This is a genomic window from Streptomyces sp. NPDC005262 (genome assembly GCF_042872425.1).
Taxonomy (GTDB): Bacteria; Actinomycetota; Actinomycetes; order Streptomycetales; family Streptomycetaceae; genus Streptomyces.
Window position 1 is genome coordinate 1 of the sequence record NZ_JBIAKK010000028.1, and the last position, 13262, is coordinate 13262.

The 13262-nt window shown below is 66.8% G+C and carries 13 protein-coding genes and 2 pseudogenes; 4 read left to right on the plus strand and 11 right to left on the minus strand.

Annotation, left to right across the window (positions count from 1 at the left end; translation table 11 throughout):
- Together ACFYP5_RS37395 and ACFYP5_RS37400 are read left to right on the plus strand one after the other, a co-directional pair.
- A pseudogene (locus ACFYP5_RS37395) lies at nucleotides 1-96 on the plus strand (IS5/IS1182 family transposase); the annotation flags it as partial.
- A 27-nt stretch (nucleotides 97-123) separates the two neighbouring features.
- Nucleotides 124-882 (plus strand): IS6 family transposase, encoded by a 759-nt coding sequence (locus ACFYP5_RS37400; RefSeq protein ID WP_389044260.1) that lies wholly within the window; start codon nucleotides 124-126, stop codon nucleotides 880-882.
- Here the strand turns inward: ACFYP5_RS37400 and ACFYP5_RS37405 are convergent.
- Nucleotides 857-1393, minus strand: a complete 537-nt coding sequence (locus tag ACFYP5_RS37405; RefSeq protein WP_389044262.1) for a helix-turn-helix domain-containing protein — start codon at nucleotides 1391-1393, stop codon at nucleotides 857-859. The two genes, ACFYP5_RS37400 and ACFYP5_RS37405, sit on opposite strands and share 26 nt — an antisense overlap.
- 898 nt (nucleotides 1394-2291) lie before the next feature.
- On the opposite strand from ACFYP5_RS37405, the gene ACFYP5_RS37410 reads away from it, so the two are divergent.
- Nucleotides 2292-2627 (plus strand): MerR family transcriptional regulator, encoded by a 336-nt coding sequence (locus tag ACFYP5_RS37410; protein WP_389044265.1) that lies wholly within the window; start codon nucleotides 2292-2294, stop codon nucleotides 2625-2627.
- 246 nt (nucleotides 2628-2873) lie between these two features.
- Nucleotides 2874-3077 (plus strand): cold-shock protein, encoded by a 204-nt coding sequence (locus ACFYP5_RS37415; RefSeq protein ID WP_389044267.1) that lies wholly within the window; start codon nucleotides 2874-2876, stop codon nucleotides 3075-3077.
- A gap of 169 nt (nucleotides 3078-3246) precedes the next feature.
- On the opposite strand, the gene ACFYP5_RS37420 is transcribed toward ACFYP5_RS37415, so the two are convergent.
- The 10 genes and pseudogenes from ACFYP5_RS37420 to ACFYP5_RS37465 all read right to left on the minus strand — a co-directional run bounded on the left by ACFYP5_RS37420 (nucleotide 3247) and on the right by ACFYP5_RS37465 (nucleotide 13106).
- Complete coding sequence (locus ACFYP5_RS37420; protein ID WP_389044268.1) at nucleotides 3247-3420, minus strand: hypothetical protein; 174 nt, start codon at nucleotides 3418-3420, stop codon at nucleotides 3247-3249.
- Nucleotides 3421-3539: 119 nt separating this feature from the next.
- Entirely contained in the window at nucleotides 3540-4523 is a 984-nt protein-coding gene (locus tag ACFYP5_RS37425; protein ID WP_389044269.1) for a phosphotransferase family protein, read from the minus strand.
- Nucleotides 4524-4696: 173 nt separating this feature from the next.
- Nucleotides 4697-5074: a VOC family protein gene (locus tag ACFYP5_RS37430; RefSeq protein ID WP_389044272.1), complete on the minus strand. Its 378-nt coding sequence runs from the start codon at nucleotides 5072-5074 to the stop codon at nucleotides 4697-4699.
- Nucleotides 5075-5147: 73 nt separating this feature from the next.
- Nucleotides 5148-5450 (minus strand): annotated as a pseudogene (locus tag ACFYP5_RS37435) (transposase); the annotation flags it as partial.
- Nucleotides 5451-6459: 1009 nt separating this feature from the next.
- Entirely contained in the window at nucleotides 6460-7164 is a 705-nt protein-coding gene (locus tag ACFYP5_RS37440; RefSeq protein ID WP_389044273.1) for a hypothetical protein, read from the minus strand.
- Between the two features lie 340 nt (nucleotides 7165-7504).
- The gene (locus ACFYP5_RS37445; protein ID WP_389044275.1) at nucleotides 7505-8551 is read right to left on the minus strand and encodes a zinc-binding dehydrogenase; all 1047 of its coding nucleotides are present in this window, start codon (nucleotides 8549-8551) and stop codon (nucleotides 7505-7507) included.
- Between the two features lie 230 nt (nucleotides 8552-8781).
- The gene (locus ACFYP5_RS37450; protein WP_389044278.1) at nucleotides 8782-9855 is read right to left on the minus strand and encodes a tetratricopeptide repeat protein; all 1074 of its coding nucleotides are present in this window, start codon (nucleotides 9853-9855) and stop codon (nucleotides 8782-8784) included.
- Nucleotides 9852-11024, minus strand: coding sequence for a DUF4331 family protein (locus ACFYP5_RS37455; RefSeq protein WP_389044281.1), 1173 nt, complete (start codon nucleotides 11022-11024; stop codon nucleotides 9852-9854). Before ACFYP5_RS37455 ends, ACFYP5_RS37450 begins: the two co-directional genes overlap by 4 nt.
- A gap of 36 nt (nucleotides 11025-11060) precedes the next feature.
- A complete protein-coding gene (locus ACFYP5_RS37460; protein WP_389044283.1) occupies nucleotides 11061-12389 on the minus strand; it encodes a Dyp-type peroxidase in 1329 nt (442 codons plus the stop codon).
- 87 nt (nucleotides 12390-12476) lie between these two features.
- On the minus strand, nucleotides 12477-13106 hold the full coding sequence (locus ACFYP5_RS37465; RefSeq protein ID WP_389044286.1) for a hypothetical protein: 630 nt from the start codon (nucleotides 13104-13106) through the stop codon (nucleotides 12477-12479).
- Nucleotides 13107-13262: the final 156 nt, after the last annotated feature.

The window sequence follows — 13262 nt, forward strand, 5'->3', positions numbered from 1 at the left end:
AAGATCGCCCGCCGCGGTGTCCCGCACGGCTCCGGCCTGGGCAAGACTCGCTGGGTCGTCGAGCGCACCTTCGCCTGGCTCCACCAGTTCAAACGGCGCTGTCACGTTGGCTGACCGGGTGGGATGATCTTCGTGTTGATCACGCTGGGGAGGGGATCGCTGGTGTCGTCTGTGCCGCCGTCGTACAGGGGGCACCGGTACCCGGTCGAGGTGATCTCCCATTGTGTGTGGCTGTACTTCCGGTTCTCTCTCAGCTTCCGTGAGGTGGAGGAGCTGATGTTCCAGCGCGGCGTGATCGTCTCCCACGAGACCATCCGCCGCTGGTGCCGGAAGTTCGGCCAGGCCTACGCCAACGGGCTGCGTCGCCGCCGGCCCCGGCCCGGCGACAAATGGCACCTGGACGAGGTGTTCATCAAGATCAACGGCGAGCTGAAGTATCTGTGGCGGGCCGTCGACCAGGACGGCAACGTCCTCGACATCCTCGTCCAGAACCGACGGGACAAGGGTGCGGCCAGGCGTTTCTTCCGCCGTCTGATGAAGAGGACCCGGGCGGTGCCGCGGGTGATCGTCACGGACAAGCTGCGTTCCTACGGCGCCGCCCACCGCGAGGTCATGCCCTCGGTGGAGCACCGCTCGCACAAGGGCTTGAACAATCGGGCCGAGAACTCCCACCAGCCGTCCCGGCAGCGTGAACGGGCGATGAAGGGCTTCCGCAGCGTTGGTGGAGCGCAGCGGTTCCTGTCCGCGTTCAGCGGCATCTCACCCCACTTCCGCCCCCGCCGCCACCTGATGACCGCACCCGAACACCGCGCCGAAATGACCATCCGCTTCGCCATCTGGGACCAGGTCACCGGCGTCACCGGCCGGTCCACCACCGCCTGAGCACAGGTCGGCACCCCGGTCCACCATGCCCCGACACGCCGACAGACACCCGCACACCCAACAACGTGACAACGCCCTCGCGTGGTCGCATGATCCAGCCGGTGATCTTCCTGGGGCTGGGGATGTCGGCTCGCACGCGTTCGGCGTTGCCCGCGCGGAGGGTAGCGAGGTGTTTGCGGACGACCTGGCAGCTGCCGCGGTAGCCGCGTTCTCGGATTTCGAGGAAGAGACGGCTGCCGCTGGCCTGGCCAAGCGACTCCGTGAACCGGGTGTTGAGATACGGCTTGAACGGCTCCAGAACGCCTGCCGGGCGCCGCTCGTGGGCGGAAGCGAGAAGCTGGTCCAGGTCGGTGTCACGGAAGCGCCGCACGGTCTTGCGGTCGAGGTTCAGGCGCCGGGCGATGGCACTGATGGTCCAGCCAGCGGCCACGAGGCGGTGGATGTCCGCGTGCCGGTGCCGGGTCCGCTCGATGATCTGCGTCCGGGGCAGCTCAGGCAGTGGTAGGTCCATCAGTGGTGGCGCATCGGGAAGCCGGGCGGTCTCCTCGTCGGCGCGTTTGCGCAGGCAGGAGCGGTGCTGGTGGCAAGTCTTCCCGACCGCTGCAGCCAGGTTCTGGAGCAGGTGCCAGCGGTCCGCGCCCTGCTCCGTTCGAGGGCGATTACCTCACCGCCGAACACTCAAAAATCTATGTTGGCTGGAGTAGACATTGGGTGGTGGTGTGGTTATGGTTTCTCTCGTAGCCGAGATCAACAGGGCCCGGCAGAGATGAACTGGCGGGCAGCAGTACACGCAGTTGCAGTACGCAGGACGGTGCGGTGGTGGAGTTCCGAAGCCAGAGCGGTTGCAGGACGGCGACGGGGCTGACGGCCGGACCGGGTGGCCCGCAGTGATCAGGGGCCGCCACGAGCGGTAACCGCAGTGGCAGTACCAGTAAGTGCAGTGCGCAGTACCCAGCAGTGAAGTCAGTGAGCAGCACCTCGGTGAAGGCGTCGGCTGCGGACGCGCGCACCGGGAGGTTCGGCAGTGGGGTTCTAAGCCAGAGCAGACGCAGGACGGGCGACGGGGCTGGCTGCCGAAGCGTGGCGCTGTCACAGGCCACGCAGCAGTACGCAGGAGAGCAGTACCAGCAGTAGGTAAGTGATTGATCCCAGAGGGAAAGAACGGAGGAGCCAGGCGCCATCAGGATCGCCCGGGCGGATGTCTGAGCCCGGGTACCGCAGGACATCGATAGTGAGGTGGTCTCCGGTCAAGCAACCGCGATCCCCGCACACGCTCTCATCCCCCGTGAGTTGGTGCGGATCAAGAAGGCCGGCGCAGTACCAGGGCCGGCAGATGGTGTAGAAGTTCCTTCGGGGCCCTGGTGCCAATGGCACCAGGGCCCCTCCAGCGTGGTCCACAGAGAGGTGCAATGACAGCAGACGACTCGTTCGGCCGTCTCGATGACGACGACTACCCCGCCTACACCATGGGCCGGGCCGCCGAGATGCTCGGCACCACCCAGGGCTTCCTCCGCGCCATTGGCGACGCCCGCCTGATCACCCCGCTGCGCTCCGCGGGCGGCCACCGCCGATACTCCCGCTACCAACTGCGCATCGCCGCCCGCGCCCGGGAGCTCGTCGACCAGGGCACTCCCATCGAGGCCGCGTGCCGGATCGTCATCCTCGAAGACCAGCTCGAAGAAGCCCAGCGCATCAACGTCGAATACCGCCGCGCCGCAGAAGCGTCCGGTCCGCCCGCGGCATGAGGAAGTGCGCCCGCCGGGTACCGGCGGGCCGCCGGCACATCGCAGCCGGGTGGGACGCGTGGTCATTTCCTCTGGTGACAGGGTGTGTGGCGTGTAGCGTTTGCGTCAGCTGTCATGGTTCGGAAGTTCCCCTTCGCCCACGTCTTCGGCGTGGGCGTTCTGCTGTGCTGTGACGCAGGACCAGGGCGATCAATCACCTATGCCTTCCGCACGTTGTGGGGGCGTTCATCGACTGGAAGGCAAGACATGGCTACGGGAAGTGTGAAGTGGTTCAACGCGGAGAAGGGCTTCGGATTCATCGCCCAGGACGGCGGTGGCCCGGACGTGTTCGCCCATTACTCCGCGATCAACTCCTCGGGCTTCCGTGAGCTCCAGGAAGGCCAGGCCGTGACGTTCGACGTCACCCAGGACCAGAAGGGCCCCCAGGCCGAGAACATCAACCCCGCCTGACCTTCCCGCCCGCGCTCGGAGCGTATGGCTGCCTCCGGGCAGGCCCTGCTGTCCGACTGGTTCACCCTCCGCGGGCGCCGGCCTTCAGGCGACGGTGGTCGGAATCTGGGCGCACGTGATCAGGGCCGCGCAGCAACAGCTGCGCGGCCCTGATCTGTGTCGAGACCGGCTACAGGCCGATGGGGTCGACGTTCTCGATGGCAGTCGCGGCCCTGTCGATGTCGCTGGCCGGTCGCCCGGTGGCCGGCTGCACGTGCCCGACCCAGCCGTCGCCGTGCTCCAGCACATCGAGCACCGCACCCGGCAGCGGCCCGGCAGGGGAGGCGATCTCCCGCTCCCACATCCGTCATCGGCCCTCTTCCCGTAGATCGGCCCTGAACCTTCCGTTGTACCGACCGCGACGCGCAGATGGGCGGCGTAGGGACTTTTGGGCCGCAACCGGTTGGGCGCCGATGGCCGCGGTCACGGGGGTCCAATCCTGGGTGGGTTGAGGACGATCTCGCCCGGCGCGCGGTGGGTCAGCGCGACTACGGTGTCGGCGTTGTGCCGTACTTCGTCCCAGCGGTGTTGGTAGGTGCAGTAGGCGATGGCGTCGAGGCCGATGTGGATGAGGTAGGCGTGGAGGCGCTCGTGCAGGTGGGTCGGGAGCGGCCCGGTGGCGTGCCAGTGGGTGAGCAGTTCGGCGTGGATGTCGATGGTGCGCCATTGCGGGTACCAGGGCCACCAGTAGATGAGCCAGGCCGCGTCGTAGAGGTGGTCGCCGTACAGTGCGTTGCCCCAGTCCAGCACGGCGGTGACGGTGCCGTCGGCAGCGAGGACATTGCGGCTGAGCAAGTCGCCATGGATCATTTGGCGCTCGTTGGGCAGGTACGGCGCCAGTGTGGCGATTGCGGACAGCCCGGCCTCCACCGGCCCGGGCCCGATCTCGGAGTTGGCCAGCGTTGCTCGCCAGCCAGGTACCCGGGTCGTCTCGGTACCGATGGCCAGCAGCGCGTCCACCCAGGAGTCGTACGGCGCTCGCCCGTCCGGAGTCCAGATGCCGTAGCCGGCGGTGCCGACAAGGTCGATCCTGCCGATGGCGTCGAGCGCGGTCAGCAGGCTCGGCAGCGTCAGCGCCACGTCGGCAGCGGAAAGGTCGTCGAACCCGGTCCCGTGCGCGCGGGCCGAGATCGCGTACTGCCAGTCGTCGAACACGCCCCTCGCCAGCACCGGCGGGACCGGCAGGTTGGGTCCGGCGCAACGGGCGGCGATCTCGTCCTTGGCGAAGTCTGTACCGTGCGCGCCGATACGCAGGACCATCTCCATGCCGTCGATGGTCAGCTCGAAGGCCTGAGACCAGGCGCCGGCCGCCAGCGGCTGTGGTTCGGTTGCGCGCGCCCTGAAGGTCGTGCGCACCAGCCGTCGGGCCAGGTCCGCCAGCGCGACAGGGTCAGGATCGGCAGGCATCCGAGCATGCTATTGCCGTGACCGCGCGGCGGGCTCTGCCTCCGCTCGAAGGGAGTTCCGCGATGACTGAGTGAGTGTCTGGAAAGGCGGGGCACCGGCGCCGGGGGCCCAGACAGCAAGGGTCGGTAGTCGACGGATGAACAGGCCTCGGGGGAACCTGCCCGACGTCGTATCTACTCGGCAACGTTGATGCTGTTCGGGGGGTTGAATACGCAGAACTCGTTGCCCTCCGGGTCGGCCACGACGACCCAGCGAAAGCCGTGTTCGCTGAGTTCTTCAGAGAGCCTCACAGCGCCGAGCCGTTCCAAGCGATCAACCTCGGACGCCAGGTTTTCGGTGCCAAAGTCGAGGTCAAGGTGCATGCGGTTCTTGCCCTGCTTTGGTTCTGGGACGTGCTGCAGGAGAACGGTCGGTGCAGGAGCGGGCCCGATCAGGCTCAGGTAGGGAGGTCCATGGAAGCCGCGCCGATAGTCCAGCGGGGCGAGTGCGGCGAGCCAAAAGTCCGCTTGGGCTTCGGTGTCGACACAGTCCAGCGTCACAACGATCTGCATGGCGGAACGGTAGGAGGCTTGGTCCGACCTGGCGATCTATTTTTCGGCAGCACCCTGGTGCTGACCTTCAGGCTCAAGCATCCTCTGCGAGCCGAGATGCCGTCGAGCGCTTCTTCGACCAGTCCTTGCGAGGACCGCTGCGGGTGATCCTCCGGGTCATCAGGGTGATGAGTGCCCAGGTCAGGTGCGCTTCTGAGTGCTGAGGGAGACGTTCGTAGTCGCGGACGTCTCGCCGGGCTTTCATGATCCAGCCGAGGGTGCGTTCGACTTTCCAGCGGCGGGGCAGGACGACGAAGCCCTTGGCTCCGCGGGGGCGGGAGACCGTCTTGAGCGTCATGTGCAGGAAGTCATCAGACCAGTTGATGAGCCGGCCGGCATTGTGAATGGGTGAGGTGGTGGCAGTGGTTGGTTGTCAGCCGGTGATGGTGTTGGGGAGCGGGTGTGTTCCTTCGCTGATGGCGTCTACTTCGTTGGGTGTGAGGACTGGTGCGGTTGGCCATTTGAATTCTTGGGGCTCGGGCCAGAGCCTGGTGGGTGTGGTGCCGGTGGGGTCGAGTTTCATGGCGAGTTCCGTGTGAAGCGTCGGTGAGTCGGCTTCGACGATGAAGAGCGCGATGTGGTTGATGACGATTGTTGTGATGTGGCCTTTCGACTGGCGGTTTTCGACTCCGATGATCCAGGTGTCGCCGTCTGGGTCTGTGAGCCCGGCCGGGGTGCTGCTGACGGTCTAACGTGGCAGGCCCAGCCCGTCACTCACCGCACGGGATGCCCGCCTTCTGCATCGGTGTGGGTACTACCACGAGGCGTTCGGCGAGCGCGGCCAGCTCCGCTGCCGCGACATAAATCTGGGAGACGAGCGCTGTGGCTGCCAGTGCTGCCTGCTCGGCGGGGTAGAGGCCCGTTCCGCTCCGACCACACCGGGCGGCCCCGTGGTCCCGTGCTCATTGAGCGGCTCGCCAGCGTGGTGCGTCGGCTGGGGGACGAGGGTGCGCCGTTCCGCTCGCCATCTCTTCTCGTGTTCACGGTTTCAGCGTGAGATCAATGATCAGGTGGCCAGACTCGGCATCGGCCAACCGGTCAGATGCCTGCGCGACCAGGGTGACGGCGCCCTTCAGCAGGAGCGCTTCGTCGCCGGGTGCGGACTGCCGGGCCGTCCATGGCAGTCAGTGTCTGCTGGACCCTGGTCAGGTACTACTACCGCACCAGTGATGGTTTTTCCCGCGAACGTGTAGATCGTTTCCAGGCGCCGAGGTGAGCCGCTCGTACGGTCCGGTAACCGAAACCTTCAGTATCGTCGTCCCGGCAACGTCCATGACCGGGTCCGACGGTAGCGGGCAGGGTGTCGACACGTTCGCCCTGACCGATCTCGGGACCGTCTTCGCGGCTTATGAGTCCGTACCGTTGCCCTCGTCGTTCGAAGAGTCTCGCTGCTTGGTCTCGCCCTGGCCGGAAGCGTCCTTGTCCTGCTCGTCCAACAGCTCCAGGAGCGCAGCGTCTGCCTTTTGCCGGTCTTCCTTCGTCAGTTCGAAAACTGCGTTGTTGTAGACGGTGTACCGCTCGGGATGAATGATGTTGGTGGCCCTCAACGTGAACGTCAGAAGCGGGCGCCACCCCTTGCGGTGGCCAACCATCACCTCGATTTGGACCTTGTAGTCACGGCTCTCCGGAACGAACGCAAAAAAAGGTGCCTCGAACTCGATGAAGTGTTGTTGCGCTTCTCTGCCGCCCACAACGAATCCGGCCGGCAAATCCGGTTTCTCGTCCGGCCCGGGTTCGAGACGGGATGGTGAACACGTCCACAGAAATGGCAGATGAGAGGCGGGCTCATCAGGGAAGGTTACCCTGAGATCCTGCACGACTATCGGCTTGGCACCGGTGTTGTGAAGGACGAGCGGAAACCGCAGGCGAGCCGTGGAACCGTGGGCAATCGCTGCAAAGGAATGAGGCTCCCACGACTTCAGGCGTCCTTGTCTGGCGTTGAGCCACCAGAATGATGCGACGGTGAAGACCAATGCGGAGACCGACACGATGGCGGCCCCAGAAATCGATGAGGACGCATTTTGATCAGCAGCGGTCATCAGCAGAGACACAATTTCAGTGTGCCAGCCTCAGGGTGAGCACGCTAACGTTGCTCATCGGGGCAACTGCAGCTCCGTCATGTCCCCCGGTTCGAAGTGCTGGCCTTGTGGCTGGTCAGCGGGAGCCACGCCCCTCTCAAGGCCATGGGGTTCGTCCCGGACGGGTAGGCCGAGCGTATGCCGCCCGCCGCTGAAGCTCGCGGTGCCGTCCAGGAAGCCGCGCCGGATGCCCGTAGCCGATCGAAGAGAGCATTCGGCCTCTTGTGCGCACCCCTGCTCTTCACGGGGGACACGCCGGCCGCGCGCCTTCGTAGAGCGCACGACCGGCACGCCCACGCGCTCGATCGAGTCGTCAGGGAACGAGGATGAGGCGGATCGGATCGCCGATCTTGTGCTGTAGGCGGTGGATCGCCTCGGGGGCGTCGGCCAGGGGGATGTGGTCGGTGATGGACGGGGCCAGGTCGAGACGGCCGCTGGAGGCCAGCCGGATCAGCTCGTAGACGTGGTCGAACGAGGATCCGTAGTGTCCGAACACCTTCTTGTTCTTCAGGTTGAAGGTCATCTTCTCGGAGATTGTCAGTGGCTCCGTGGTGATACCCACCAGGACCAGCGAACCGTGGTTACCGAGGAGGGGCGACGCCTGTTCCCGGACCCGGGGAACGCCCGCGAAGTCGAAGGCGTAGTCCAGCCCCAGTCCGCCGGTGGCCCGCAGCACGGCCTCGGCGAAACCAGGGTCGGCCGGGTCGAGCGCGATATCGGCGCCGAACGCGAGGGCTCGCTCCCGTGCGTTGCGCAGCGGGTCGACGGCAATGATCGGCGCGGCACCCATCATGCGGGCCAGCCGAACGGCATGAGCACCCACCCCGCCGACTCCCCAGATGCCCACGGCCTGGGCGGAACGCACCTGCACGGTCTCGACCAGGGCCGCGTACGAGGTGGAGACGGCGTCCGGGATGATTGCCGCCTGGTCGAAGGGGAGCGTGTCGGGGATGGGGACGACGGTGTCCTCACGGGCGATCGTGTACTGGGACCAGCCGCCGTCGTAGTCGACGCCGCGGCCGCGGAACGACGTGCACGTGCCGCCCCTGACGCAGGTGGCGCACTCGCCGCAGGGCTGTCCCGCCTGCAGGGCGACCCGCGTGCCGACGGCCAAATGCCGCTTGAGGCCGGGTCCCAGGGAGTGGACGACACCGGAGAGCTCGTGCCCGAGGGTGAGCACGTTGGACTTCAGGTGAACCGGCGAGATGCTTCCGTCGATGAGGTGGAGGTCGGAGAGGCACACGCCGGCCGCCTTCACCTCGATGAGTACTTCGCCCGGTCCGGGTTCGGGGATCGGGATCTCCTCCAGGAGGAACTTCTTCGTGTCCAGGTGGACGCGTCCTGCCAGCATGGTGTCCATCGTTTTGAGCCTTCTTCAGTAGTGGTTTCGGGTTCGGGGGCTGCAGCGGTCCCCAGGACGACAAAGGGGTGAGCGGCGCTGCGAGGGTTCAAGGGGTGCGGGCACCAACCGGTTAGGCGTCAGGAACATTTGCCCCTGGTGGGCTGGTGCGGGGTCGGCCGAACGGGCACCCCTGTGCGTCCGGCCGACCCCGTCCGTGCCCCATAGCCATCGGCGCTGCTGCTCAGCGGCTACGGGGCAGCCTGTGCAACCCGGTTCTGCGCGAGGACGGCGCGCTGGAACAGGGCATGGGAACGGGCCGTCTGGCGGAATGTGAGGTTCTGCAGGGCCATTTCGAGCCCCTTGTCGGCGTCGTCACCCACGGTGAGCCAGAAGTCGGCCGCGTGGTCGGCGTAGGCCTCCGGGTGACACTGCACCAGTTCGTCGTAGCGCGCTGCCGCGTGCTCGCGCCACTGTTGCGCCTCATGGACGCGGTTGACTGAGTGCAATGTGGCCGCGAGGTGGGCGGCGTACTCGGGGTCGTCGCTGGTCTGCGTGAGGGGACGCAGGAGGGCGAGGGCTGCCTGAGGGGCTCCACGCAGCAGCTCCACCTCGGCCAGGTGGCCGCGCGCAGGAGCATAGTCGGGCACCCGGCGCCGGGCGGCGTTGTACCACGAGCTGGCCTCGTCCAGATCGCCCTCGCGGTGCCACATCACACCGCGTCTGAAGTCCAGTTGAGCGAGCGGAAACGGCGAGGTCCCCTGATAGTGGCGCCGCGCCTCGTCGAACAACCGCGTCGCCTCGGTGACCTCTCCGCGCTCCGCCTGGAGTACGGCGAGCGCGCCGAACGTTGTGAAGTCGCTCTGCCGCTGCGCCGCTTTGCGGATCAGGGCGATGGCCTCCGTGTAGCAGCCGAGGGCCTGCAAGACGACAGCCCGTTCGGCGTCCAGTGCGGCCGCGTCTGCGCCGCTGCGGCCCGCCGCGCGGAGGTCGGCAACGGCCTCGGCGAAGCGGTGCAGGGTCGCATACGTCCTGGCGCGGGCTAGCAGGGCCGTGCTGTCCTCGGGTGCAGCGCGCACGAGCCGCTCAGCGAGGTCCGCGGCCTGCTCGTAGTCAGCGACGCGGCCCAGGATGTGGCCTCGGAGGTTGAGGAGGTCGATGAGGGCCGCTCCTTGCGTCACCGCCAACGGAGCGTCCGGCGTCTCACCGGTACCGGCACGGCTGAGTTGTACGGCCAGGCCGTCGATCTGTCCGTGCAGATTCACCATGGCGATGGTGCCGTTCGTGGTGACCGGTTCGCTCTCCTTCGGAGACGCCCCAGTCATGCCGCTTCCTCGCGGGGAGGCATCTGTGCGGCCAGGCGGGCCATCAGGTCCGGTGGGGTCGGGTTGGGAGCGTTCAGGTAGGGGAAGGTGCGAGTGGCCGGCTGGGTGGCCTGGTCGACGCCGTCACTGAGGCGTTCGCTGTCGACGCCGCCCACCAGCAGGGTGTAGAGCGTGTCGACGATGTCGTCGTTGAGTGACCGGCCACCGCAGGTCGTGTGCGGGCGGCCGGCGACCAGGGCGGTCTCGATCTCGAAGCAGCCGTCCTCGGAGAAGGGCTTGGACAGGTCGACGACGAGAAAGTCCGCCAGCAGCAGTTCGGTCAGTGGGTGGGCGCCCTGCTCGTCCAGCGGCCAGGCGGTCTTGCCGTCCAGATTGTCGAGCCAGGCCAGGTTGGCGTTGAACCGTGCGCGGTAGGCGCCCGCATAGTCGGGCCGGATGTTGAAGGTGTCTTCCTCGTTGTAGAGGTCGCGGATCTCCAGATCGCGGTTGACGGTGTCGAACCTCTTGCTCGACAGGATCACGTTCTTGATCTCCGGTCGGCCCATGCGCTCCAGCTGGATCGGGCGTCCACCACCGGACGTCAGGGTCTCGCCGACGACCGCCACCAGTGAGCCGGCGGCCGGGCCGAGCACCGCGGCGTCGACCTCGAGGACGATGCTCAGTGCGTTCAGGCCCTCCAGGGCATTGCTGGCGTCAGACCTGAAGGACAGCTTCCCCGTCGCATCGGTGGTGATCACGCCCACGAAGTCGATGAAGAACGGGTCGAGCCGCGACCCGGCGAAGATTTTCAGCCCGTCGGCCTCGGTGGGCACCTCGTTGCCGACCTGGAAGGTGACCTTCCGGCCGCCGGGGGCCTGGCACGTGCCTGTCTGCACCAGGGTGTCCGTGCCGTCGATCTGCTGGGGGGCATCGAAGGTGAAGTCGAAGACGTACTCGTCCTCGCCGACATCGAACGCCGCGGTGGTGCCCTCGCTCACGGACGTGATCGGCCGGACGCGGAAACGGTGGGTGATCGCGTCGGAGAACAGGGCCGTGGGGGCACTGGCCGGGAGCACGTTCAGGACGAGCCCCAGGTTCCCCGGCCGTTCCGGGCTCGGGAAGGCGTACACGTCGCAGATGTCGGACGCAGGGTCGGCGATGGCACGCGGCCCGGAGAAGTGGTCAGCCATGAGAAACGCTCCTTGTCGTGTGGTTCGTGGGAGATGTCAGGTGTCGAGGTCGGCGAGCCAGCGCAGCGCCGACAGGCCGGGCATGAAGCAGTACTCGCCACCCCGGTTGACGACGAACGGTGGCAGCCCCTTGAAGCGGCGGCGGATCGGCTTGCGCGGGACGGTGAACTGACCGTCGTCGTTCACGCCGATCAGCGGGTCTCTGTCCGCGGGCGCCCCGATGAACTTGCCGTCGTTCACCCACTGCCTCTGGACGAACTCGAACTGCCGGTCCAGGTGCGCTCCGACAAAGGCGAACATGATGCCGCGGTCGGCGCCGTCGTCCTCCAGCACTCCCTTGGGCAGCGGCGGGCCGTAGGTCGTACCGCGCCTGATCATGCGGTGCAGACGTACCTCGCCGGTGACGACCGCATCCCGCGGGTTCATCCGCCGGGCGTGGGCGCCCACGGGGCACTTGAGGCCCTCCGAGTCGTCGCCGTACATGAACGCGTTGTTGCGCTCGGGATCGGCACCGAGTTCCGGATCGTCCTTGTCCGGCGTCAGTGCCAGCGGGGCACCACTGGGCCAGCGGCCTACGAACTTGGCCGCCAGCAACTCCTCGTCGGCGGCGTCCGTGGCGCGTTCGTGGATGTACTTACGGAAGTCGGCCACTCGCGTGTACAGCTTGCGGAAGGCCACGTACGTTCCGTTGCGCCCGAGCACCTCGGGCTGCGGAACGGGCGTGATGCCGTGGGTCTCGTCCACGTATCCGGTGACGAACTCGCCTGCGCTGAGCGGCTCTTCGTGCGGATTGGTACCGGGGATACCTGTGCCCTCGATCGCCGGCTGACCGATGCCGTCCCGGAAACCGAACGGCTCCTTCTCGTCCGGTCCGACGTGCACGTCCTGCTGCCAGACGGAGGCGACGCCGGGTAGATCGCGCAGGGCGTCGCGGACCAGGAGGAGGACCGTCTCCAGACGGGCGGTGTCCGGGGCGAGTCCGGCCAGGATGAGGTGCACGTCCTTTGAACCGAGCGGGCCCTCCCAGTTCTCCGGCGCGCTCTCCCCGACGTCCCCGATATAGGCCGCCCGCGCGGCCATGCCCTCGCGAAACTCCTCCGGGAAGGTGGCCAGCGACTCCTCGGGCACCCCCAAGGCCTTCAGGCCCTGGAAGCTGAGTGCCACCGCGAGCGAGACCTGACGCTCGGGGTCGAACGAAGCGACCGAGTCGAGGGCGGGAGTGAGCCGCCGCAGCAGCTCCCGCCCCTGTCGCCGGTCGTCGATGCGCAGGGCGAGGTAGGAGCCCGCGTAGGGGGTCGGCCGCGGCTGGAGAGCAGCAGCCTGGATGTCATCGAGTTCCGGGGCGCTGCGTGTCTTTGTGGTCATGGTGCCTTCCGAAGCTTTTGTGCGTGGAGCAAGTCGTCACGCGGGTCCCGGAGGGGTGGGGGTGCCCCTCCGGGGTGTGGGGAGGGGTCAGCTGGCGGCCTGGGCGAGGAGTGGCTGGAGGGCGGGGTGGGAGAGGGCTTCCTCGGCGGCGGGGTTGTCCAGGACTTCCTGGAAGGCGGCGTTGATCCGGTGGGCCTTGACGATCTCGGGCATCGTCAGGGAGCTGACCGGGTTCCAGTAGGCGGCGGCCTGTTGCTGCCCGTCCTGGAGGATCTGCTTCATGCCGGCCATGTTTGCGAGGATGTGTTCCTCGAAGCCTTTGCGTGTCTTGTCGCCGGTGAGTGACTCAAGGCCGCCGGACTGCTCGATCCACGGGGCGATCTTGGTGTCCCACTCGGTGGTGTGCTGCATCCAGGCCACGAAGTGCTCGAAGCCGACGGTCAGGAACGCGTCGTCGATGTAGGGGTCCCACTCGGTCTCGAAGGTGGTGGCCCACAGCAGTTCCGTGCCGTTGTTGAAGATCACGTGGCGGGTGTCCCGCAGACCGGTCTTGATGGTGTCGGCCATGGTGCCCTGCGCCAGGGCGTCGCACATCTGCCGGCAGGCCGCCGCGCATTCCTGCTCGTGTCCCGGCTTGATGTGGAAGTAGGTGGCCAGCTCGGAGACGACACCGTCGGTGCGGCCCTTGCCGGCCTTCTTGGTGATCGTAGAGGTCATGGTTTCCTCCAGTAGAGACCTTGTGCGCTAACGCAGCGGCATTTACGACATCTGCGGATAGTCGCGAAAGCTGATCTTTCGCGACCCCCTATGTGAGACAGATTGACTCACAGTCAATCTATGAGTCAACTTGTCTCATAGTGACCTGCGCCACAT